At 49.3% G+C, this 21,622-nt stretch carries 37 protein-coding genes; 35 read left to right on the top strand and 2 right to left on the bottom strand.

Annotation, left to right across the window (positions count from 1 at the left end):
* The first annotated feature begins 3 nt into the window (after positions 1–3).
* From rplP to JG50_RS0107865, 32 genes are all read left to right on the top strand, one after another.
* Positions 4–432 carry a 50S ribosomal protein L16 gene (rplP, locus tag JG50_RS0108020; RefSeq protein ID WP_033100609.1) on the top strand — a complete coding sequence of 143 codons (429 nt, stop codon included), beginning with the start codon at positions 4–6 and terminating at the stop codon, positions 430–432.
* On the top strand, positions 429–641 hold the full coding sequence (rpmC, locus tag JG50_RS0108015; protein WP_033100608.1) for a 50S ribosomal protein L29: 213 nt from the start codon (positions 429–431) through the stop codon (positions 639–641). Before rplP ends, rpmC begins: the two co-directional genes overlap by 4 nt.
* Positions 638–904, top strand: a complete 267-nt coding sequence (gene rpsQ, locus JG50_RS0108010) for a 30S ribosomal protein S17 (protein ID WP_033100607.1) — start codon at positions 638–640, stop codon at positions 902–904. Before rpmC ends, rpsQ begins: the two co-directional genes overlap by 4 nt.
* Positions 905–944: 40 nt before the next feature.
* Complete coding sequence (gene rplN, locus JG50_RS0108005) at positions 945–1,313, top strand: 50S ribosomal protein L14 (protein ID WP_033100606.1); 369 nt, start codon at positions 945–947, stop codon at positions 1,311–1,313.
* 57 nt (positions 1,314–1,370) lie between these two features.
* Entirely contained in the window at positions 1,371–1,724 is a 354-nt protein-coding gene (gene rplX / locus JG50_RS0108000) for a 50S ribosomal protein L24 (RefSeq protein ID WP_033100605.1), read from the top strand.
* A 23-nt stretch (positions 1,725–1,747) separates the two neighbouring features.
* Positions 1,748–2,290, top strand: coding sequence for a 50S ribosomal protein L5 (rplE, locus tag JG50_RS0107995; RefSeq protein ID WP_033100604.1), 543 nt, complete (start codon positions 1,748–1,750; stop codon positions 2,288–2,290).
* A gap of 37 nt (positions 2,291–2,327) precedes the next feature.
* Positions 2,328–2,513, top strand: a complete 186-nt coding sequence (locus tag JG50_RS0107990; protein WP_033100603.1) for a type Z 30S ribosomal protein S14 — start codon at positions 2,328–2,330, stop codon at positions 2,511–2,513.
* 24 nt (positions 2,514–2,537) lie between these two features.
* Entirely contained in the window at positions 2,538–2,936 is a 399-nt protein-coding gene (rpsH, locus tag JG50_RS0107985) for a 30S ribosomal protein S8 (RefSeq protein ID WP_033100602.1), read from the top strand.
* 27 nt (positions 2,937–2,963) lie between these two features.
* A complete protein-coding gene (gene rplF / locus JG50_RS0107980; RefSeq protein ID WP_033100601.1) occupies positions 2,964–3,500 on the top strand; it encodes a 50S ribosomal protein L6 in 537 nt (178 codons plus the stop codon).
* Between the two features lie 35 nt (positions 3,501–3,535).
* Complete coding sequence (gene rplR / locus JG50_RS0107975; protein ID WP_033100600.1) at positions 3,536–3,904, top strand: 50S ribosomal protein L18; 369 nt, start codon at positions 3,536–3,538, stop codon at positions 3,902–3,904.
* Positions 3,901–4,419, top strand: a complete 519-nt coding sequence (gene rpsE / locus JG50_RS0107970) for a 30S ribosomal protein S5 (protein WP_038020747.1) — start codon at positions 3,901–3,903, stop codon at positions 4,417–4,419. The genes rplR and rpsE overlap by 4 nt, the downstream gene beginning before the upstream one ends.
* Before the next feature lie 6 nt (positions 4,420–4,425).
* The gene (gene rpmD / locus JG50_RS0107965) at positions 4,426–4,620 is read left to right on the top strand and encodes a 50S ribosomal protein L30 (protein ID WP_152568519.1); all 195 of its coding nucleotides are present in this window, start codon (positions 4,426–4,428) and stop codon (positions 4,618–4,620) included.
* 33 nt (positions 4,621–4,653) lie between these two features.
* Positions 4,654–5,094 (top strand): 50S ribosomal protein L15, encoded by a 441-nt coding sequence (rplO, locus tag JG50_RS0107960; RefSeq protein WP_033100598.1) that lies wholly within the window; start codon positions 4,654–4,656, stop codon positions 5,092–5,094.
* Positions 5,094–6,395 carry a preprotein translocase subunit SecY gene (gene secY, locus JG50_RS0107955; RefSeq protein WP_033100597.1) on the top strand — a complete coding sequence of 434 codons (1,302 nt, stop codon included), beginning with the start codon at positions 5,094–5,096 and terminating at the stop codon, positions 6,393–6,395. Before rplO ends, secY begins: the two co-directional genes overlap by 1 nt.
* A gap of 115 nt (positions 6,396–6,510) precedes the next feature.
* Positions 6,511–7,164, top strand: a complete 654-nt coding sequence (locus tag JG50_RS0107950) for an adenylate kinase (protein ID WP_033100596.1) — start codon at positions 6,511–6,513, stop codon at positions 7,162–7,164.
* The gene (map, locus tag JG50_RS0107945; RefSeq protein ID WP_033100595.1) at positions 7,161–7,907 is read left to right on the top strand and encodes a type I methionyl aminopeptidase; all 747 of its coding nucleotides are present in this window, start codon (positions 7,161–7,163) and stop codon (positions 7,905–7,907) included. The genes JG50_RS0107950 and map overlap by 4 nt, the downstream gene beginning before the upstream one ends.
* A gap of 21 nt (positions 7,908–7,928) precedes the next feature.
* A complete protein-coding gene (locus JG50_RS0107940; protein ID WP_033100594.1) occupies positions 7,929–8,228 on the top strand; it encodes a KOW domain-containing RNA-binding protein in 300 nt (99 codons plus the stop codon).
* Positions 8,229–8,232: 4 nt separating this feature from the next.
* The gene (gene infA / locus JG50_RS0107935; protein WP_033100593.1) at positions 8,233–8,451 is read left to right on the top strand and encodes a translation initiation factor IF-1; all 219 of its coding nucleotides are present in this window, start codon (positions 8,233–8,235) and stop codon (positions 8,449–8,451) included.
* A 53-nt stretch (positions 8,452–8,504) separates the two neighbouring features.
* On the top strand, positions 8,505–8,618 hold the full coding sequence (gene rpmJ, locus JG50_RS0107930) for a 50S ribosomal protein L36 (protein ID WP_022738894.1): 114 nt from the start codon (positions 8,505–8,507) through the stop codon (positions 8,616–8,618).
* 19 nt (positions 8,619–8,637) lie between these two features.
* On the top strand, positions 8,638–9,006 hold the full coding sequence (gene rpsM / locus JG50_RS0107925; RefSeq protein WP_033100592.1) for a 30S ribosomal protein S13: 369 nt from the start codon (positions 8,638–8,640) through the stop codon (positions 9,004–9,006).
* A gap of 19 nt (positions 9,007–9,025) precedes the next feature.
* The gene (gene rpsK / locus JG50_RS0107920; protein WP_033100591.1) at positions 9,026–9,424 is read left to right on the top strand and encodes a 30S ribosomal protein S11; all 399 of its coding nucleotides are present in this window, start codon (positions 9,026–9,028) and stop codon (positions 9,422–9,424) included.
* 163 nt (positions 9,425–9,587) lie between these two features.
* Positions 9,588–10,532 (top strand): DNA-directed RNA polymerase subunit alpha, encoded by a 945-nt coding sequence (locus tag JG50_RS0107915; RefSeq protein WP_033100590.1) that lies wholly within the window; start codon positions 9,588–9,590, stop codon positions 10,530–10,532.
* Between the two features lie 24 nt (positions 10,533–10,556).
* Positions 10,557–10,949 (top strand): 50S ribosomal protein L17, encoded by a 393-nt coding sequence (gene rplQ / locus JG50_RS0107910; RefSeq protein ID WP_033100589.1) that lies wholly within the window; start codon positions 10,557–10,559, stop codon positions 10,947–10,949.
* A gap of 78 nt (positions 10,950–11,027) precedes the next feature.
* Complete coding sequence (locus JG50_RS0107905) at positions 11,028–11,876, top strand: energy-coupling factor transporter ATPase (RefSeq protein WP_033100588.1); 849 nt, start codon at positions 11,028–11,030, stop codon at positions 11,874–11,876.
* Positions 11,852–12,715, top strand: coding sequence for an energy-coupling factor transporter ATPase (locus JG50_RS0107900; protein WP_033100587.1), 864 nt, complete (start codon positions 11,852–11,854; stop codon positions 12,713–12,715). The genes JG50_RS0107905 and JG50_RS0107900 overlap by 25 nt, the downstream gene beginning before the upstream one ends.
* Positions 12,712–13,503 (top strand): energy-coupling factor transporter transmembrane component T family protein, encoded by a 792-nt coding sequence (locus tag JG50_RS0107895; RefSeq protein WP_033100586.1) that lies wholly within the window; start codon positions 12,712–12,714, stop codon positions 13,501–13,503. Before JG50_RS0107900 ends, JG50_RS0107895 begins: the two co-directional genes overlap by 4 nt.
* A 45-nt stretch (positions 13,504–13,548) precedes the next feature.
* The gene (gene truA, locus JG50_RS0107890; RefSeq protein ID WP_052154120.1) at positions 13,549–14,328 is read left to right on the top strand and encodes a tRNA pseudouridine(38-40) synthase TruA; all 780 of its coding nucleotides are present in this window, start codon (positions 13,549–13,551) and stop codon (positions 14,326–14,328) included.
* A gap of 164 nt (positions 14,329–14,492) precedes the next feature.
* Positions 14,493–14,930, top strand: coding sequence for a 50S ribosomal protein L13 (rplM, locus tag JG50_RS0107885; RefSeq protein WP_033100585.1), 438 nt, complete (start codon positions 14,493–14,495; stop codon positions 14,928–14,930).
* Positions 14,931–14,948: 18 nt separating this feature from the next.
* On the top strand, positions 14,949–15,341 hold the full coding sequence (gene rpsI, locus JG50_RS0107880; RefSeq protein WP_033100584.1) for a 30S ribosomal protein S9: 393 nt from the start codon (positions 14,949–14,951) through the stop codon (positions 15,339–15,341).
* Positions 15,342–15,433: 92 nt separating this feature from the next.
* Entirely contained in the window at positions 15,434–15,880 is a 447-nt protein-coding gene (locus JG50_RS0107875) for a hypothetical protein (RefSeq protein ID WP_033100583.1), read from the top strand.
* An 83-nt stretch (positions 15,881–15,963) separates the two neighbouring features.
* Positions 15,964–16,707: an N-acetylmuramoyl-L-alanine amidase CwlD gene (cwlD, locus tag JG50_RS0107870; RefSeq protein WP_033100582.1), complete on the top strand. Its 744-nt coding sequence runs from the start codon at positions 15,964–15,966 to the stop codon at positions 16,705–16,707.
* 46 nt (positions 16,708–16,753) lie between these two features.
* Entirely contained in the window at positions 16,754–17,839 is a 1,086-nt protein-coding gene (locus tag JG50_RS0107865; RefSeq protein WP_033100581.1) for an Mrp/NBP35 family ATP-binding protein, read from the top strand.
* Between the two features lie 54 nt (positions 17,840–17,893).
* Here JG50_RS0107865 and gerD read toward each other — a convergent pair whose 3' ends face one another.
* Positions 17,894–18,517, bottom strand: coding sequence for a spore germination lipoprotein GerD (gene gerD / locus JG50_RS0107860; RefSeq protein WP_052154119.1), 624 nt, complete (start codon positions 18,515–18,517; stop codon positions 17,894–17,896).
* A gap of 119 nt (positions 18,518–18,636) precedes the next feature.
* Between gerD and JG50_RS0107855 the strand changes: the two genes are divergently transcribed.
* Entirely contained in the window at positions 18,637–19,272 is a 636-nt protein-coding gene (locus tag JG50_RS0107855) for a KinB-signaling pathway activation protein (protein ID WP_033100580.1), read from the top strand.
* A 76-nt stretch (positions 19,273–19,348) separates the two neighbouring features.
* On the opposite strand, the gene pdaB is transcribed toward JG50_RS0107855, so the two are convergent.
* Positions 19,349–20,113: a polysaccharide deacetylase family sporulation protein PdaB gene (pdaB, locus tag JG50_RS0107850; protein WP_033100579.1), complete on the bottom strand. Its 765-nt coding sequence runs from the start codon at positions 20,111–20,113 to the stop codon at positions 19,349–19,351.
* A gap of 91 nt (positions 20,114–20,204) precedes the next feature.
* On the opposite strand from pdaB, the gene JG50_RS0107845 reads away from it, so the two are divergent.
* The gene (locus tag JG50_RS0107845; RefSeq protein ID WP_033100578.1) at positions 20,205–20,825 is read left to right on the top strand and encodes a stage II sporulation protein M; all 621 of its coding nucleotides are present in this window, start codon (positions 20,205–20,207) and stop codon (positions 20,823–20,825) included.
* A gap of 11 nt (positions 20,826–20,836) precedes the next feature.
* On the top strand, positions 20,837–21,256 hold the full coding sequence (locus JG50_RS0107840) for an OsmC family protein (protein WP_033100577.1): 420 nt from the start codon (positions 20,837–20,839) through the stop codon (positions 21,254–21,256).
* Positions 21,257–21,622 lie beyond the last annotated feature (366 nt).

Here is a 21,622-nt window from a genome sequence, read left to right as displayed (position 1 = left end):
TCGATGCTAATGCCTAAACGCGTGAAATTCCGTCGCCCGCATCGTCCGCGCAAACTGACAGGCCGTGCGAAAGGCGGTACGGAAGTAGCATTTGGTGAATACGGTTTACAGGCGCTTGAGCCGGCATGGATCACCAACCGTCAAATCGAGGCTGCCCGGATCGCGATGACTCGTTATATCAAACGTGGCGGTAAAGTATGGATCAAGATTTTCCCTGATCACCCGATTACTCAAAAGCCTCTCGAGGTACGGATGGGTAGCGGTAAAGGTTCTCCCGAAAAATGGGTGGCTGTTGTAAAACCAGGCAAAATCTTGTTCGAACTTGCTGGTGTTCCAGAAGAGACGGCACGTGAGGCGATGCGCCTTGCAGCTCACAAGCTGCCGATCAAAACGAAGTTCGTAAAAAGAGAAGAAGCGGGTGGTAACGAATGAAAGCAAAAGAGCTAGTTGAGTTGACCACCGCCGAGATCGAGCAAAAGCTCGCACAGTACAAGGAAGAACTGTTTAACCTCCGCTTCCAATCGGCTACTGGACAATTGGATAATCCAGCCCGGTTGCGTCAGGTTCGCAAAAGCATTGCTCGTTGCAAAACGATCTTGCGGGAGCGCGAACTGGGGATCGAAAGGAGGAAACAGGGATGAACGAGCGTACAACTCGCCGTAAAGTACGTGTCGGCAAAGTGGTCAGCGATAAAATGGATAAAACAATCGTTGTCGCTGTTGAGACCTACAAGAAACATCCACTGTACGGTAAACGCGTAAAGTATACCAAAAAGTTCAAAGCGCATGACGCCGAAAACCAAGCAAAAGTAGGCGACATCGTAAGAATCATGGAAACGCGTCCGCTTTCCAAAGACAAGCGCTGGCGTTTGGTGGAAATCGTAGAGAAAGCTGTTATCATTTAACCCATGGCACGCGTGAATGACGCGGGAAGGAGGGAAAACCATGATTCAACCTCAAACACGTCTTCGTGTAGCAGATAACTCTGGTGCGAAAGAAGTTATGTGCATCCGTGTATTGGGTGGATCCAAAAAATCTACCGCTGGAATCGGTGATATTATCGTCGCTTCTGTCAAACAAGCTACACCCGGTGGCGTTGTCAAGAAAGGGGATGTAGTGAAGTGCGTGGTTGTACGTACCGTTCGTCCGACCCGTCGTCCGGATGGATCCTACATTCGCTTCGATGAAAATGCTGCGGTTGTGATTAAGGAAGACAAAAGCCCGCGCGGTACACGGATCTTCGGACCTGTTGCCCGCGAATTGCGTGATCGCGATTTCATGAAAATCATTTCTTTGGCACCGGAAGTTCTTTAATACTTGGTTCTGAAAATGATTTGCGGCAACACACTGGAAGGTAAGGAGGTGCCCCGTATGCACATCAAAAAAGGCGATATGGTAATCGTCATGCGCGGTAAAGAAGCTCCGTACTTTGAAAACGGCAAAAAAGTTTACACCCGCGGTCGTGTAATTAAAGTTCTTCCCAAGGAAGATCGTGTGCTCGTCGAAGGTGTAAACTTGGTGAAAAAACATTCCCGTCCGACCCAGGATAACCCTCAGGGCGGCATCATCGAGAAGGAAGCGCCGATTCACGTTTCCAACCTGATGATTGAAGACCCGAAAACGAAGGAGCCGACCCGGGTTGGCTACAAGTTCATCGAGGGTAAAAACGGCGAGAAAAAGAAAGTGCGTTATGCGAAAAAATCCGGTGAAATCCTCGACAAATAACGCGAGAGAAGGGAGGGTACCTGATGGCAGCACGTTTGAAAGAGCATTACCTCAATGAGGTAACCGCTGCGTTAATGAAGAAGTTCAACTACAAATCCCCAATGCAAGTTCCAAGACTTGAAAAAATCGTGATTAACATGGGTGTGGGTGAAGCTGTACAAAATGCCAAAGCTTTGGATGGTGCAGTAGAAGACCTGACGCTCATCTCCGGGCAAAAACCGGTGGTCACACGTGCCAAAAAATCGATTGCCGGCTTCAAATTGCGTGAAGGAATGCCGATCGGTGTAAAGGTGACACTTCGCGGAGAGCGTATGTATCATTTCCTCGATAAATTGATCAATGTTGCTCTTCCGCGTGTACGCGATTTCCGCGGTGTTTCCCCGAAATCGTTTGACGGTCGCGGCAATTACACGCTCGGTCTGAAAGAGCAATTGATCTTCCCGGAAATTTCTTATGACAAAGTTGACAAAGTTCGCGGGATGGACGTCGTTATCGTGACGACTGCCAATACCGACGAGGAAGCACGTGATCTTTTGACTCTGATGGGTATGCCATTCCGTAAATAATCACTGTACGTCACCACGATGTAAAGGAGGGAATCACTTGGCCAAGAAGTCGATGATCGTGAAGTCCCAACGTAAGCCGAAATTCAAAGTTCGTGCTTATACCCGTTGCGAACGTTGCGGACGACCACACGCCGTATTACGCAAGTTTCGTCTCTGTCGGATCTGCTTCCGTGAATTGGCCTACAAAGGGCAGATTCCCGGTGTTAAAAAAGCAAGTTGGTAATGAGGATAGGAAGGAGGGTTTCGCATGGTAATGACAGACCCGATTGCAGATATGCTGACCAGAATTCGCAACGCTAACATGGTTCGCCATGAGAGCGTTGAGTTCCCGGCATCTCGTATCAAAAGGGAAATCGCTGAGATCCTGAAACGTGAAGGTTTCATTCGCGATGCTGAATATATCGAAGACAACAAACAGGGTATCATCCGGATTTTCCTCAAATACGGACCGAACAACGAAAAAGTGATTACCGGGTTGAAACGGATCAGCAAACCTGGTTTGCGCGTTTATGTAAAAGCGAACGAAATTCCACGTGTTCTTCGTGGTTTGGGAATCGCCATTTTGTCCACCAACAAAGGAATTCTGACGGATAAAGAAGCCCGTCAGCAAAAAGTGGGCGGCGAAGTTATCGCGTACGTTTGGTAATCGGCATAAAGGATGGAGGTGAATCGAATGTCTCGTATCGGTAAAAAACCGGTTGTGATTCCAAACGGTGTAGAAGTGAAATTGGAAGGAAACACCGTAACGGTAAAAGGGCCGAAAGGTACCTTAACTCGTAACTTCCATTCCGATATCGCCATCAAAGTGGAGGACAATCAAGTGATCGTGGAGCGCCCAAGCGATCACCGCACTCATCGTGCCTTGCATGGAACCACCCGCAGCGTGATTGCCAACATGGTTGAGGGTGTAACCAACGGTTTCTCCAAAACGCTTGAATTGGTCGGTGTCGGATACCGTGCTTCGAAAAAAGGAAACAACGTGGTGTTAAACGTCGGTTATTCTCATCCGATCGATGTAACGCCGATCGACGGAATTGAACTCGACGTTCCGTCTCAAACGCAAATTGTGGTGAAAGGCATCGATAAAGAGAAAGTCGGCGAAATGGCTGCGAAAATCCGTTCTTACCGTGAACCTGAACCTTATAAAGGCAAAGGGATTAAATACAGCGATGAAGTTATCCGTCGCAAAGAGGGTAAAACGGGTAAATAATCGAATCGCCTAACAAGAAGGGAGTGAGCTGGACCGTGATTCAAAAAGGAGATCGCAACAAAAAACGGGCAAAACGTCATCTGCGTGTCCGCAAAAAAGTATTCGGTACTGCTGAGCGTCCACGTTTGAACGTTTTCCGTTCTTCCAAAAACATCTATGCGCAATTGATCGATGACACGATTGGACATACGGTTGCATCCGCTTCGACCTTGGATGCCGAGCTGAAGGAGAAATTCTCCAACGGCGGTACGGTTGATGCGGCTCGTGCGGTAGGGGAATTGATCGCAAAGCGCGCCGTTGAGAAAGGATTTAAGTCGGTTGTATTCGACCGTGGCGGTTACCTCTATCATGGTCGTGTAAAAGCTTTGGCAGAAGGAGCACGGGAAGGGGGTCTAGACTTTTGAGCAAGCAAGAAAAGCCACGTCGCAAAGATGCTGCGCAATCCGAGTTTATCGAAAAAGTGGTTAACATTAATCGCGTAGCGAAAGTTGTGAAGGGCGGACGCCGTTTCAGCTTCAGTGCGCTTGTTGTTGTCGGTGACGGCAAAGGCAAGGTCGGTGCAGGAATTGGTAAAGCGGCTGAGGTTCCTGAAGCGATCCGCAAAGGGATTGAAGATGCGAAAAAGAATATGGTTACCGTTCCTCTTCTGGGGACAACCATTCCGCATGAGACGATCGGTGAGTTTGGCGCAGGCCGTGTTCTTCTGAAACCTGCTTCCAAAGGTACGGGTGTCATCGCAGGCGGTCCTGTGCGTGACGTATTGAATGCGGCAGGTGTTGGTGACATTCTCACCAAATCGACGGGTTCCAACAACCCGATCAACATGGTTCGTGCCACACTTTCCGGTTTGCAAAGCTTGAAACGTCCTGAGGACGTAGCAAAACTGCGCGGAAAAAGCGTAGAAGAATTGATGGGATAAGGAGGGATGACCGTGGCAAAGAAACTGGCAATTACACTCAAGCGGAGTATGATTGGCCGTCCTGAAGTGCAACGTGTCACCCTGCGTACACTCGGTTTAACAAAACGGGAACAGACCGTAACGCATGAAGATAATCCGGCCATCCGTGGTATGATCAATAAAGTGAAACACCTCGTTTCCGTTGAAGAAATCAGCGAATAATGCACATGACTTGTCAAAGAGGAGGTGCGAGGAATGAAACTGCATGAACTGAAACCGGCTGAGGGTGCCCGTCACAAGAAAAAACGGCTTGGCCGCGGTATTTCTGCCGGCCAGGGTAAAACGGCCGGAAAAGGCCATAAAGGGCAAAACGCACGCTCCGGTGGCGGTGTTCGTCCTGGCTTTGAAGGCGGCCAAAACCCGATTTACCGTCGTTTGCCGAAGCGCGGATTTACCAACCCGAATCGAGTGGAATATGCCATCATCAACCTGGATGTGCTCAACCGCTTCGAAGAGGGAACTGTCGTAACTCCAGAACTGTTGAAAGAGCAAGGCGTTGTAAAAGATCTGAAAGACGGGTTGAAAGTGTTGGGCAATGGTGAGTTGAACAAAAAACTCACGGTAAAAGCTCAAAAATTCTCTGCCTCTGCGATTGAAAAAATCAACGCCGCTGGTGGAGCGACGGAGGTAATCTAATGATCCGGAACCTGGGTAACATCTTTAAGGTGGAAGATCTTCGTCGTCGTATTTTTTTCACGCTTTTGATCTTGGTCGTGTTTCGAATCGGAAGCTTTATTCCGGTTCCTAACACGGACCCGGCGATCTTGCAGAGCATGATGGAGAGAGGCGGTCAAGGCGTATTTGGTTTGATTAACGCTTTTTCCGGTGGGGCATTCCGCAACTTCTCCATTTTCGCCATGGGGATTATGCCTTACATCACCGCTTCGATCATTGTGCAGTTGCTGACGATGGATGTCATCCCGGCTTTTGCAAGATGGGCAAAAGAGGGAGAGGTGGGCCGCCGCAAACTGGCTCAGTTTACCCGCTATTTTACGGTGGTTTTGGCACTGATCCAGTCGGTGGGAGTTGCCATAGGTTTCAACAGGGTCTACCAGGGCTTTGTATTGGACACCAGCGTCTGGAGCTATGCACTCATCGCTCTGACTTTGACGGCAGGCACAACCTTTCTCATGTGGTTGGGTGAGCAGATCACGGACAAAGGGATCGGAAACGGGATTTCCATTCTGATCTTTGCCGGGATCGTGGCCAACATCCCGATGCACATCGGACAGATCTATACGTCCTTCTTCGGCAAAAATGCACAGCTGTTTATCGGTATCCTGAAAGCGGTGGGGCTTTTGTTGGTGGTTGTGGTTATCATTATCGCCACGATCTATATCCAACAGGGCGTAAGGAGAATACCCGTTCAATATACGAAACGGGTGGTTGGACGTAAAATGTACGGCGGCCAATCGACTCACATTCCGATGAAAGTGAACGCGGCCGGTGTGATTCCGGTAATCTTCGCCTTGTCCTTGATGATGTTCCCGGTTACGATTGCAAGCTTCTGGCAAGGACACCCGGTTGCGGATTGGTTTATCTACAACTTCGATTACACCCGTTCCCCGCTCGGTGCGGCAATGTATGTGATTCTGATTATCGGTTTCACTTACTTCTACACCTTTGTGCAGATTAACCCGGTTCAGTTGTCTGATCAGATGAAGAAAAACGGCGGCTTTATTCCTGGGATTCGCCCGGGCAAGAATACAACCACCTATTTAACCCGGGTCATGAATCGTCTAACGCTGTCAGGCGCGATTTTTCTGTCGCTGATTTCCATTTTGCCGATCTTCTTCATCAATCTTGCCGGTCTTCCGAGCAATGTGCAAATCGGGGGAACCTCGCTTCTGATCGTGGTCGGGGTTGCACTTGAAACGATGAAGACGATTGAAAGCCAGCTGATTAAACGCCATTACAAGGGCTTTATGCATAAATAGACTTTCTGTTTGCCACCCCCGGAGCTACATCCGGGGACTATGCATGAGCACCAGCTCACTGATGTGAACTGTCATGCGGACCGCCCGTAGAATTCTGATCCGGGAGGGATGACGCTTGAATATCGTACTGATGGGATTGCCCGGAGCCGGCAAAGGGACACAGGCAGCTCGAATCGTGGAAGAGCTGGATATCCCGCATATTTCTACGGGAGATATGTTTCGAGCGGCTGTTAAGGAACAAACCCCTCTGGGAATGGAAGCCAAGTCCTATATGGATAAAGGCCAGTTGGTACCTGACCGTGTGACGATCGGGATCGTCCGCGACCGGCTCGGCAAGGATGATTGTGCCAAGGGCTTTTTATTGGACGGTTTTCCCAGAACGGTTCCACAGGCCGAGGCTTTGGACGAATTAACGGATGAATTGAATCGCCCGATCGATCTGGTTCTTTATATTGAGGTTGCAGAAGAGGAACTTCTTAAACGCCTCACGGGCAGACGGATCTGTCGCGACTGCGGGGCTACGTATCACGTACTCTTTGCACCGCCCAAGGTCGAAGGGGTTTGCGACCGCTGTGGAGGAGAGCTTTATCAGCGGGCGGATGACGCGATAGAGACCGTGAAAGAACGTTTGAAAGTGAATCTTGAGCAAACCCAACACTTGATTCACTACTATGAATCGACTGGTAAACTTCATCGTGTTGATGGGGAACAGCCGATCGAAAATGTGACAGAATCCATCTTGTCACTGATTCGAGGTTTAAAAGCATGATTATCTTAAAATCGGTTAAAGAGCTTGAACGGATGAGGGAAGCTGGGAAAATCGTATATTTGACTCATCAGGAGCTGAAAAAAGCGATCCACCCGGGCATCACCACCAAGGAGCTGGATCGAATCGCTGAAAAAGTGATTCGCGGGTTCGGTGCTGTTCCTTCCTTCAAAGGGTACAACGGATTTCCGGGCAGCATATGCACTTCCGTGAACGAGGAACTGGTTCATGGCATTCCGGGGAATCGTGTGTTAAACGAAGGAGATATCATCTCTTTGGACATCGGTGCCTGCTATGACGGATATCATGGTGATTCTGCTTGGACGTACGGCGTCGGGGAAATTTCCCCTGAAGCCGAACGTTTGCTCACCGTCACCGAGGAATCCCTGTACAAAGGTCTTGAACAGGCAAAGCCAGGCGCAAGACTGGGGGATGTTTCCCACGCGATTCAAAAACATGCCGAAGGTGCCGGTTTTTCAATCGTGCGGGAGTATGTCGGACACGGAATCGGGCAAAACTTGCATGAAGCTCCGAGTATTCCCAATTACGGTTTACCCGGCAAAGGTCCTCGCCTGAAGCCAGGTATGACCCTTGCAATTGAACCGATGGTGAATGCGGGAACACGGTTTGTTCGTACACTCGCTGATAACTGGACGGTTGTTACCACTGACGGTTCTCTGTGCGCTCACTTCGAGCATACGATTGCGATCACGGATGAAGGCCATGAGATTCTCACGAAAGTGTAAACCAGGTGAAGGGTGATAAACGTGGCAGATGTCGACAGTCGACCTCGTCTTGGACAAATCGTTCGCGTATTGCGGGGGCGTGATGCGGGAAATTATGCCGTCATCATCGGCATTGAGGAGCCTCATTTTGTCTTGTTGGCCGATGGGGATCAGCGAAAAGCCGATTGCCCGAAAAAGAAAAACTTGAAACATATTCAAGTTACCAATACGATAAATCTGGAAATAGCTGACGCCATCAAGAGTCACGGTCGTGTTAACAATGCGAAGTTGCGATACGCCCTGAACCAATATCTGCTCAAACTTGAGCAAAAAGGAGAGTGAATCAATGGCCAAAGAAGATGTGATCGAGGTAGAAGGGATCGTCAAGGAGCCCCTGCCAAATGCCATGTTCCGCGTCGAGTTGGAAAACGGTCATGAAGTTTTGGCTCATGTTTCTGGTAAAATCCGTATGCACTTTATCCGCATCTTGCCGGGTGACAGAGTGACGGTGCAACTTTCTCCGTATGATTTAACCCGTGGACGGATCACTTACCGTTACAAGTAAAGACGGTCTGTGAAGTTTAGGGGGCTCTTAATATTTGACAGGAGGTAGCTCAAATGAAAGTAAGACCTTCGGTGAAGCCCATTTGCGAAAAGTGCAAAGTGATTCGTCGCAAAGGGGCTGTCATGGTAATCTGCGAAAATCCCAAGCATAAGCAAAAACAAGGTTAAATTCAAGGAGGTGTAAGGCATGGCGCGTATTGCAGGTATCGACTTGCCACGTGAAAAACGCGTAGAGATCGCGCTCACTTATATCTATGGCATTGGTCGTTCTCAATCCAAACGAATTCTGGAAGCTACCGGAATCAACCCGGATACTCGCGTTCGTGATCTGACGGAAGACGAAGTGTCCAAACTCCGGAGCTTTATCGATAAAAACCTGGTGGTTGAAGGGGATCTTCGCCGTGAAGTTGCCCTCAACATCAAACGGTTGATCGAGATCGGTTCTTACCGTGGCATTCGCCATCGTCGCGGATTGCCGGTACGCGGTCAACGCACGAAAACCAACGCCCGTACCCGTAAAGGTCCTCGCCGTACGGTAGCGAACAAGAAAAAATAACGAATAAGGAGGGAGAACAGTGGCAAAGCGTAAAACTACTACGCAACGCGTAAAACGTCGCGTTCGCAAAAACGTTGAATCTGGTATCGCGCACATCCGTTCCACTTTTAACAATACGATTATCACGATTACCGACCCGCGCGGAAATACGGTTGCCTGGGCAAGTTCCGGTACGATGGGCTTTAAAGGTTCCCGTAAAAGCACGCCTTTTGCCGCGCAAATGGCTGCGGAACAAGCGGCAAAAGCCGCGATGGACAACGGTATGAGAACCGTTGATGTATTGGTGAAAGGACCGGGTGCCGGTCGTGAAGCAGCAATTCGTTCCCTGCAAGCGGCAGGATTGGAAGTAAGCCTGATTAAAGACGTCACACCGATTCCTCACAATGGTTGCCGTCCGCCAAAACGTCGCCGTGTTTAATTCTTTAGATTTAAAACTGATCCGTGGTTTATTTTTCCTGTAGATGGTGTATACTGGATAGGACTAATTTTGGCATGTCTTATTCCTTATACACGATCAATATCTGCCGTCAGGTGGGATTACGCCCGGAACGCGACGTTCTGAAGGAGGGTTTGTGAGCCGTATGATTGAAATCGAAAAGCCGAAGATCGAAACTGTGGAAATCAGTGAAGATCATCGATATGGGAAGTTTGTGGTGGAACCCTTAGAACGCGGATACGGCACTACCCTGGGCAATTCTCTGCGCCGTGTCCTGCTCTCGTCATTGCCAGGTGCGGCCGTTACAACCATCCAGATTGATGGGGTATTGCATGAGTTCTCCACGATTCTTGGAGTTGTAGAAGATACCACGGAGATCATTCTCAACTTGAAGCAATTGGCTCTTAAAATTCATTCGGATGAAGAGAAAGTTCTTGAGATTGACATCGAGGGTCCCGGGGAAGTAAAAGCGGGGGATATTCGTGCAGACAGCGATGTAGAAGTCCTGAATCCGGATCTTCATATCGCAACTCTGGCCGAAGATGCTCACCTTCGCATCCGAATGACCGCGAATCGTGGTCGCGGATATGTATCTGCTGACAAAAACAAACGGGAGGATCAGCCGATCGGAGTTATTCCGATTGACTCGATCTACACTCCCATTGAACGGGTAAACTACCAAGTTGAAAATACACGGGTTGGACAAGTTACCAACTACGATAAATTGACCCTGGAAGTATGGGCAAATGGCTCCTTAAAGCCAGATGAAGCCGTGAGCCTTGGGGCCAAAATCCTGAACGAGCATTTGATGCTATTCGTCGGTTTAACGGAGCAGGCCAAAGATGCCGAAATCATGGTCGAAAAAGAAGAAGACAAGAAAGAAAAAGTAATGGAGATGACCATCGAGGAACTGGATCTCTCCGTACGTTCCTATAACTGTCTCAAACGAGCCGGCATCAATACGGTTCAAGAGCTCACACAAAAAACGGAAGAAGACATGATGAAAGTGCGCAACCTCGGACGGAAGTCGCTTGAGGAAGTTCAAGAGAAATTGGCTGAACTTGGACTCTCTTTGCGCAAAGATGACTAATACATGTAGGGGGAGGGAAATACGATGGCATACAGCAAACTTGGCCGTAATTCCGGAGCGCGCAAGGCGTTGCTTCGCGATTTGGTAACGGATCTCATCATCAACGAACGCATCGAAACGACCGAGGCGAAAGCGAAGGAAGTTCGTTCAATCGTAGAAAAAATGATTACCCTCGGTAAACGCGGCGATCTTCATGCTCGTCGTCAAGCGGCTGCGTTTGTTCGCAAGACACGTTCCAACACAGTAAAAGATGGTGAAGAAGTAACCCACAACAAGAACGTGGACGCAGTGAAAAAGCTGTTCGACGAAATCGCTCCTCGTTACCAAGAGCGTAATGGTGGTTACACGCGCATTCTTAAGTTGGGACCTCGTCGTGGCGACGGTGCTCCAATGGTTTATTTGGAATTAGTGAAGTAACCAATGATGAGCTAGAAAGGGTGAGGGCAGGATCCGGTTGGTCCTGACGTTTACCCTTTTTTCTTTTAAGGAGAAAAAATGGAACCGATGATTCAAGTCGTTGACGTCTGGTTTCGTTATCAAGGGGAAAATGAATCAAGCGGAAAATGGGCGTTAAAAAAGATCAATCTCACCTTTCGGACCGGTGAATATGTCAGCATCATCGGTGCGAACGGATCAGGAAAGTCAACATTGGCACGGCTATTGAACGGGCTTCTGCTGCCGGTTCGGGGCGAAGTCAAAGTGGGAGGGCTCTCTACGGCAAACGAAAGCGATTTATGGGAAATACGCCGCAGAGTGGGCATGGTGTTTCAAAATCCCGACAATCAGATCGTCGCGACCACCGTTGAGGATGATGTCGCGTTTGGTCTCGAAAATCTGGGAGTTCCGCGCTCCGAGATGAAAGATCGGATTGAACGTGCATTGGCGGCAGTGGGCCTTTCCGGAATGAATGCGAGAGAGCCCCACCATCTTTCGGGAGGACAAAAGCAACGGCTGGCATTGGCCGGAGTGCTGGCCATGTCGCCGGACGTGATTGTACTGGACGAAGCGACTTCCATGCTGGACCCGCAGGGGAAAAATGATGTGAGCCAGGTTGCGGCGGAGCTTCACCGCATGGGCAAGACAATCATTCACATCACCCATTCCGCCAGGGAAGCGTTCAGGGCTGAGCGGGTGATTGTCATGAACCAGGGGGAAGTGAAACTTGATTTGCCGTCTGAAGTGCTTTATCCCAAGGCTGTGATGCTAAAGCAGTGGGGATTGGCCGTTCCGCCGGAGATCGAGCTCCATCAGCGACTCCTTGGCAAAGGATGGCCGCTTTCTCCGACGATTTCGGGCAAAGAGGAACTGGTTGAGGAAATATGGAGATCGTTGTCAGAGATTTAGAAGTGGTATACCAGTCAGGAACACCGTGGATGAAGAAAGCGCTCGACGGGGTGAATCTGACAGTTCCGGGCGGATCGTTCACGGCGATTTTGGGTGTGACCGGCTCGGGAAAGTCAACGCTGATCCAGGCAATTGCCGGCTTGATCAGGCCAACGCGGGGCATAATTAGGATCGGTTCCCATCTGATTGACGCGAATCGCAAACAGACGGCCGATGTGCGCCGGTTGATCGGATTGGTTTTTCAATACCCCGAACATCAGCTGTTTGCAGAAACAGTGGCAAAGGATATCGCTTTTGGACCGACGAATCTGGGATTGCCGCAGTCTGAAGTGGATGGAAGAGTGAAGCAGGCGATGGAATGGGTTGGTTTGGATTCGGAACTGGCAGACCGATCCCCCTTTCAGCTCAGCGGCGGACAGATGAGGCGGGTGGCGATTGCCGGAGTTTTGGCGATAAGCCCGAAGATTCTGATCCTGGATGAACCTGCGGCCGGTTTGGACCCGAAGGGGCAGGAGGAAATCTTAAGCCTTTTGAAGCGACTTAATCAGGATTTCGGGGTGACGGTTATTCTCGTTTCGCACGATATGGATCAGGCAGTGCGGTATGCCGATCGTTTCTGTGTTCTGGCTGAGGGGCGGTCCGTGCTGAGCGGGACGGCAAAAGCAGTCTTCTCCCGAGCTGATATCCTGTCTTCCTATCATCTCGAATTGCCGGAGATCACCCGGTTTGTTCAGTTGTTGAACCGGAAGCTGGACCCTCCGCTCCCTGAGGATGTGTTTACCTTGGATGAGCTGGAACGATTGCTGGAGGAAAGACGCAAAAAGAGGGAACTGCCATGAGTCAGATTGTAATGGGACAGTATTACCCGGGTGATTCCCTTGTTCATCGGATGGACCCCAGGGCTAAATGGCTCTTTTTAATGGTGTTTATGATTTTTGTTTTCTGGGCAAACCATTTGCGGTCAACCGCTGTGCTGCTCTTCTTCACGCTGGTTGCGGCAGGAATGGCCCGCATTCCCGTGTCGGTTTTTATACGGGCAATCCGTCCGGCATTATTCATCATCTTGTTTACCATGATTCTTCATCTTTTGATGACCAAAGGCGGGGAAGCCCTGCTGCGACTTCCGTTTATCACGATTTATCAGGAAGGGCTGAGGCAGGCGGTTTTTGTCTCAGCACGGTTGTTTGTCCTCATCTCAGTCGCTTCTTTATTGACATTTACCACCTCGCCCATCGATCTGACCGACGGCATCGAGTGGCTGCTGAAACCTTTGCAGCGATTTAAAATCCCGGTGCACGAAATCGCGCTGATGATGTCGATCGCTCTTCGTTTCATCCCCTTGCTCTGGGAAGAGACGGAAAAGATTCGCAAAGCCCAGACAGCCAGAGGCGCCGATTTCGATACGGGCTTTTTCATCAAGCGGCTCAAAAGCTATATTCCCGTTTTGATCCCCTTGTTCTTGTCCGCTTTTCGCCGGGCGGAGGAGTTGGCATTGGCGATGGAAGCCAGGGGATATCGCGGGAGTGAGGGAAGAACCAAATGGCGGCAGCTTCGATTTTCATCGCTTGATGGGTGGCTTTTGATTGTGGCAGTTCTTTTATTTTTCGTTCTCCGCTTTTTGGAATAGGCGGCGGTTTCCCGGTTCTTTCGGGATGAAGGACGGAGGAAGATGATGAAGAAGATCAAATTGGTCATTGCTTATGACGGGACTGATTTTTCCGGTTTTCAGGCGCAACCGGGACAACGGACAATCCAGGGCACTCTGCAGGAAACGCTGACCAGAATCACCGGTGAACCGATTGAAATATACGGTTCGGGCCGGACAGATGCAGGTGTGCATGCTTTGGGGCAAGTTTGCCATTTTGAGACAACAAGCCCCATTCCTGTCGATAAATATCCATATATTTTGCGTCGGTCGCTTCCCAGGGATATCCTTGTTCTGTCCGCAGAAGAAGCAGCATCGGACTTTCATGCCCGTAAGAGCGCATATTGGAAAACGTATCGTTATCAAACGGATCGTCATCGCATTCCCGATTTGTTTGAGCGCCGCTTTCGCACCCATCTTCCGTATGAAGTCGATCAGCCAGCCATGCAGAGGGCTGCGGACCGGCTCGTCGGCACTCATGATTTCACCTCTTTCTGTTCGGCAAAGACGGTGATTGAAGATCGGGTGCGCACGATTTACCGCTGCGAAGTAGGCGAAGATACGCACGGCTTTTTTATCGAAGTGACCGGGAACGGGTTTTTGTATAACATGGTTCGGATTATTGCCGGCACGTTATATGAAGTCGGAAGGAGAAACTTGGACCCGGAGCAAATTCCTGCCATTCTCGAGGGGCGGGATCGCCGCCTGGCCGGTCCGACGTTTCCGCCGGAAGGATTAATTTTGCTTGAAGTTGGATATCGGCCTTGGCAGGATTTTCATCGCTCCGCAAACGTTATCTCCCCTTGAGGTTCTTGACATTGCGCGCTTTTTAAGGTAAGATAACGCTTGGTATTTTCCACTCCATGCCCCGATGGAGTTTGTTCGGCGCGAAGAAAGTCACACATTTTTCAATGCTTCTAACCTAAGACAACATTAACGGAATTCCCGTTGTTGATAGAGGAGGGAATATGATGCGTACCACCTTTATGGCAAAGCCAGAGCAAGTGGAACGGAAATGGTATGTGGTAGATGCGAAAGGCAAAACATTGGGACGCCTGGCATCTGAAGTTGCATCCATCCTGCGTGGAAAACATAAACCTGAATTTACTCCCCACGTGGATACGGGCGATTTTGTGATCGTCATCAACGCAGCACAAGTTGAATTGACCGGGAAAAAATGGTCGAAAAAAGTTTATTATCGCCATTCCGGATATCCGGGCGGCTTGAAATCGACTACGGCCAGCGAAATGCGGATCAAACATCCCGAGCGTATGATCGAACTCGCTGTAAAAGGGATGCTCCCGAAAGGAAGCTTGGGTCGTCAACAGTTTAAAAAATTAAAAGTATACGCAGGTTCCGAACATCCTCATCAGGCTCAACAGCCGGTTGAGTGGGAACTGCGTGGTTAATAAAAGGAGGTAACCGATTTGGCACAAGTTCAATTCTATGGAACCGGTCGCCGTAAGGAATCGGTCGCTCGCGTTCGCCTGGTTGCCGGCGATGGACGGATTGTCATCAACAAACGGAATATCGATGACTACTTTGGTCTGGAAACTTTAAAAGCGATTGTGCGTCAGCCTTTGGTGTTGACCAATACGCTCGACCGTTATGATGTGCTCGTAAACGTAAACGGCGGCGGTTTCACCGGTCAAGCCGGCGCCATTCGCCACGGAATTGCCCGTGCACTGCTCAAAGTGGATCCGGAACTGCGCCCGGCCTTGAAAAAAGCTGGTTTCCTGACTCGCGACCCGCGGATGAAAGAACGTAAAAAATACGGTCTCAAAGCCGCACGTCGTGCACCGCAATTCTCCAAACGCTAATGTTCAAAAACTCCCCGATTCGTCGGGGGGTTTTTTTTCATCCCTTTGTCAACACTATGGATATCCCATGTGTGACAAAGGAGCGGTGAATGATGGCGGAGATCATCGATATTGAACATCTGCGCATTCGCAGAGATGAAGAAATACGTGAATGCGCCCTCTCCCGTTTCCCTTGGGAGGAAATGGATCGGATCAAAGGCGAATTGGTCGATCCGCTGACCCGTTTTTGGCCGGCTTCGCGCAAGGTGATCCTTTTGGAATTATTGTACCGTCTGGTTTTTGAAGCGTATGTGGCCGGGATGAAGGAAGGCAAAAAGGATGGATGGGTAAAAGGCATTTTCTTTAGAAATCGCAAGGACGATGATTTGTCCCTGTTTGGACAAAAAGCATGTGACCGGTTGCTCAAAGAGTTGATGGATGAATTCAACCTGCATCGCTGGTTGGATGAGTGGAGTGCCGAATCAGTGGAGATTCTGATGCAAGAGCTTGGCAGGCAGTGGTTTATCATGGGGAAAAAGGCGGGCCGCAAGAAGAAATAAGCGTCCGTCCCGCCTTGCATACATAATGAGAGACTTCGTCCCATATACATAACTGAAGAGTTTGGGTAAGTGAGGCGAGGTCGATGAGGGTCAAGATCAAAGAAAGCCGGACAGCCAAGATTGTTCTACTGGCGGTTGTTTTTTTTCTGATCGGTTTTCTCTGGATTGCGGACTTTTTTTCTGATCAGGTAAAAGATGCTTGGTATATGCCGCTTTCGGGCAAAGTGATTATGATCGATGCGGGACACGGAGGACCTGATGGAGGGGCAGTCAGCCAGGACGGCATTGTCGAAAAAGAGATTACCCTGAAAATCGCGCGTTACTTGCAGGATTATTTGCATGGAGCGGGTGCGCTGGTCTTTCTGACGCGTGAAACGGATACGGATCTGGCCCAACCGGATACCAAACGGTTGCGGTTGCGCAAAGCGGAAGACTTGATGCGCCGCATTTATTTGATTAAGGAGAAAAATGTGGACGCCTTCGTCAGCATTCATCTCAATGCGATTCCGTCCTCTCGATGGTCCGGAGCGCAAACCTTTTACAACCCGGTTCGTGAAGAGAACAAACGGCTGGCCACCTTTATTCAGGCCGAACTGATCCGAAACCTCGAAAATACCAACCGTCTGGCCAAACAAAAGGGAGATGTATACATTCTCAAACACTCGCCCGTTCCGACCGCCCTGGTGGAAGTCGGTTTTTTGTCCAACCCGGAGGAAGCCCGATTACTGGCGACGGATACGTACCAAAAAAAAGTGGCCGCATCGATCTATCTGGGGCTGATACGGTTTTATACGGGGAAAGAACCGCCGCCGCTCTTTGATAAGTGATGTGCTATAATGGAGTTAAAACGTTTTCAGCTGAGGTGTCTTTCCCATGTTAACCAAAGAAAAAATTCTTGAAGCATTAAAGGAAGTAAAAGACCCGGAATTGAATAGGAGTTTGGTTGAACTCAATATGATCCGCAATATACGGATTAAAGGAAAAGAAGTTTCACTCGATGTGATTCTGACGATTCAGGGGTGTCCATTAAAAATAAAAATTCAGGAAGACGTTGAGCAGGCGATTCGCAATCTGGGTGCGGAAACGGTTGAGGTCCATTTCGGTTCGATGACGGATGAAGAAAGAGCTGCGCTGGCCTCCTCCCTGCGTCAGGGGCAAAGCGGCGGACAGGCTCAGGCAGGCAGTCCGCTCCTGGGCCCGGACAGCTCTACTCAATTTATTGCGATTGCCAGCGGCAAGGGCGGAGTCGGAAAATCAACGGTAACGGTGAACCTGGCAGTGGCTCTTGCCCGTGAAGGAAAAAAAGTCGGCGTGATCGATGCCGATATTTATGGGTTCAGTGTCCCGGACATGATGGGAATCGAGCAACGGCCGGTGGTGATCGGTGACACGATTCTCCCGGTTGAACGGTTTGGCGTGAAAGTGATGTCGATGGGCTTTTTCGTGGAAGACAATTCTCCGGTTGTCTGGCGCGGGCCGATGTTGGGCAAAATGCTGCGCAACTTTTTCAGTGAGGTTCATTGGGGGGACCTCGATTATATGCTTCTCGATTTGCCGCCTGGAACCGGGGATGTTGCTCTTGATGTACATCAACTGATTCCGAAAAGCAAAGAGATTATTGTAACCACGCCGCATGCCACTGCAGCTTTTGTCGCCGCCAGGGCGGGAGCGATGGCCGTTCATCTGACAAAACACGAGTTGCTCGGTGTGGTGGAAAATATGGCCTGGTATCAAAATAAATACGGGGAACGGGAATATATCTTCGGTCGCGGAGGCGGTCAGAAGCTGGCTGAGGAGCTTCATGTGGACCTGCTCGCCCAAATTCCGCTCGGAGCCCCGCAATATGAAAGTGTGGATGATCCCGGGTATGCGCCCTCGGTTTACCCGGAAAATCATCCGACAGCATCTCTGTATCAGGAGCTGGCCCGTAAAATCATCCGCAAGGTGCAGGTCTCTTAAAACTTAAGCGAAAGCAAGATGGGCGGTCTTTTAGACAACCGCCCATCGGCTTTATCATGAGCTGCCGCTGTCTCCCTGGCTGTCTCCACCTTCTCCTCCATCTCCGCCTTCGCCTGAACCTTCCTCTTTACCTTGTTTTTGCTTTTTCGCTTGTTGCAAGATTTGCGTAATCTGTTTTTGGAAGCTGGGCGTTTGCATCAGTTCTTGGAAAATTTTCAGGCTTTGCTGGCGGTACTGCTGACTTTTCATCAGTTCCAGAAGATGGGCCGAGAACTGCGGATCTTTCATCAGATCCAACATCATCTTTTGATACTCAGGGTCTTTCATCAAGATTTTCAGGGTTTGCTTGGACTGCTCCTGTGTTGATTTGGCCAGATTGCCTGCCACTTCCGGATCTCCAAACACTTTCTGCCAATCCTTTTTTGAATTTTGATCAGAAAGGGATTTGGCCAATGCTTTTTCCAGCTCCTGGCTGTTTAACATGATCTTTTGTTTGAATTCCGGATCGGACATCACATCTTGAAGTACTTTTTTGCCTTCGGCCGTATGTAAAACATCCAGGGTAATCTCTTTGATTTTTTGATAATCGGGTTCTTGGGATTGAGACTGGTTGGAGCTGCAGGAAATAAGAAGAAAGACGGTCAGGATCGGAAAAAACCACTTTATGCGATGTATCAATCTTTGCTCCTCCGTTTCAAGCTATGCTAATCTTAATATGTCATGGGGGACTTTTCTTTATGCGAAGATCGAAATCTGCTAAAATCGAAGGCAGGACAGCGAACAGGAGAGAATAAGGGATGACACTGAAAAAACTGCTCTATTGGTTTTGGTCGACATTGTTCATCGGCGGGGCATCCGCCTTGATCCTGAGCTCGATTTTCGAATGGTCAGCCGGAAGTGATTTATTTGGACCCATTCCCAAACAGCTTTTGCTGAGTTTGACATTGGCGGCTCTGGCGGAATTGGGATTTTTCTCTTTCCTCGTCTTCAATTGGCTGGCCAAGGGTTTGATTCGGCAAAAAAGCGCCTATGATCTGTTTCTGCTGTTTCTTATGTTGATTGTGCTGGGAGATTGGGTTTATCTCAATTTGTCGAAATTTAATGGAGAATCGCTCTGGCTGCATCTGCTCGTTCCATTCACCGTCTTGCTCGCCGCGTTCATTGTTGCCGGACTCAAGGTGAAGTGGACGCAAAAAACGGCCTACGTTCCCACATTCTTTTTTATGGTAGTCGCAACAGTGATTGAGGCGGTACCAACCTTCCATACCAAAGCGGGGGAAATTCCGCTGCTCATGATCCTGCATGCCGTCATTGTTCTCCTCATTTGCAATGCATGGCAAATTCTGCAGCTTCATCGCCTTGCTGCGCCTGGCACCAACCGCAAACTTCTGCGAAAGGAAACAAAGCAAAAGCCGGCTCCGGGCATCAAATGATGCAAAGCCTGGCTTTTTCTGTGCCGATTGGTTTATACTGCTGTTCTCTCCGTGTTGCTCAGCTGAGGTGATGGGCTCAATCGACCGATTTCGTATCCACTCTGGAACCGGAGATCAATTCCGAAACCGTCACAAACTGATAACCCTGCTTTCTCAGGGAGTCGATAATTTCCGGCAGCGCTTCATGAGTTTGGCGGCATGAATCACTGGCGTGCATGAGAATGATATCTCCGGGATGGACCTTGCTCAATACGCGTTTCACGATCTTTTCTTTGCCGGGATTCATCCAGTCAAAGGAATCCGTGTCCCATTGAATGGTGGTGTACCCCATCTGTCCGGCGATCTGAAGCACGCGTTTGTCAAAGTCTCCGTTGGGAAAGCGAATCAATTTGGGCTTTTTCCCCGTTAATTTTGTCAGGATCGCATCGGCTTTTCCAATCTGCGTGCGAATTTGCTGATCGTTGTACTCGCTATAATTATCATGGCGGTGACCATGGCTTCCGATTTCATATCCCATGTCTACAATGCGTTTGACCAGATCGGGATGACTTTCGGCCCATGGAGAAGAGAGGAAGAAGGTGGCTTTCTTTAACCCTTTTTGCTCCAATACATCCAGGATTGGCCCGGTGCGTTCCTCTCCCCAGCTGATATCAAAGGTGAGGGCAACTTGTTTTTTATTGGTATCCACACTGTAAATGGCAGATGGACCAGGGTCAAGTGGCATGAAGACTTGAATGTTTTCATTTTCTGCATAAAAGATGCCGGCGGCAAAAAGGAACGCGATTAAAATCATGAGCGCACGCTTGAGCCGCTTGCCGGATAAGACCAGAAAATAGTTCATTGTTGGCGACCCTCCCAAGTTTCGATCTATAATTAAATGTATGCGGATGGACGAGGGTTATGATTGGATTGTCCGAAAAAGGAGTGGAAGCATGAGAAACTGGACCAGGGCACTGCGGGAGGAAAGCCGGTACATCGGGATGTCGACCGTCGTTTTTATCGTGAGTGCCATCATGGGATATCTCAATACAAACGGATTGTTACGCACGTTAAAAGCAGCAGGGATTTTTGACCAACTGGAGCAAATCGCCAAATCAATCGACCATAACCCGACCTTTCTGCATGCCTTTTTGACGATTTTTGCCAATAATTTGCTCGCCTCTGTTACGATGATTGGGCTCGGGCTCCTTTTGGGACTCGTTCCTTTCTTTTCAATGCTGACGAACGGGTTGATGCTGGGGGTTACTTTACACCTGGCTGCATCAGAGAGTCATGCTTCGCCCCTGTTTGTTTTTTTGACAACGATCCTGCCTCACGGAATCGTTGAGCTTCCGGCGGCGATTTTGGCTGCTGCGTTTGGCATTCATCTGGGAATGGCGGTGCTTCGCCGGTTTTTCAGTTTTGTCTCCCCTGTGCTGATGGAAAGAAGCAAAGAGGAGTGGCAGGGGATTCGGAGAAGAATCATCCCCATTCTCTTGACGATTGTTTCGCTGCTTTTGATTGCGGCCCTTATTGAAGCAAGCCTGATTCTTTATGTTAAACCGCTTGGATAGGAGGAAATGAGATGAAAGTGGATATTGTTTGGAAAGGTAAAATGCATTTTGAGACGACGACGGGTTCCGGGCATCAACTTTCACTCGATGCCTCTCCGGAAGTCGGAGGCGAAAATTTGGGACCGCGCCCGACAGAAATTCTTTTGTCGGCGGTAGGCACCTGCTCGGGTATTGATATTGTTGACATTTTGCGCAAGATGCGTTTGGAGGTTGCATCTTTTTCAATGGAGGTGAGCGGGGAAAGGGCAGAAGAGCATCCGCGGCGATTTACTCATGTTCATATGCACTATAAATTGACAGGCGACCTTCCTGAGGAAAAAGTGCGTCGCGCGGTGAAATTGTCGGTTGAAAAATACTGTTCCGTTTCCAATTCGTTGAGCAGCAAGGTAACGACCAGTTTTGAAATTAACGGGGAGCGTTACGAGGTTTAAGAATTGTGAACGGAATGCTCCACATTTCAACAGGGAAAAGGAAAGCAGGTGTTCCCCAGATTTCTCCAAATACGGGGTTATCGGGCATCGCGTGCCGTCACCGATTGCAGGGAAGCTGCGTCAGGTGAAACGCGAAACAGGCGGGGACAAAAGGTCTCCGCCTGTTTGGTTGACTTTAGAAGAAAAGGATAACAGGTGGTGATCTGTTTTCCTTATGCCAAAGGGAAATGATTTTTATCAATGGCGGTTAAATATTTATCAAAAAAATGTTGACACCTTTTCTGAGGCGTGTTAATATAGCTAATGTCGCCGCAAGAAAGCGGCAATTGAGAAAAAACAATAATGTGTTCCTTGAAAACTAAAGAG

Source organism: Thermoactinomyces daqus, from assembly GCF_000763315.1.
Taxonomy (GTDB): domain Bacteria; phylum Bacillota; class Bacilli; order Thermoactinomycetales; family Thermoactinomycetaceae; genus Thermoactinomyces_A; species Thermoactinomyces_A daqus.
This window is presented reverse-complemented; position numbering and strand designations above follow the sequence as displayed.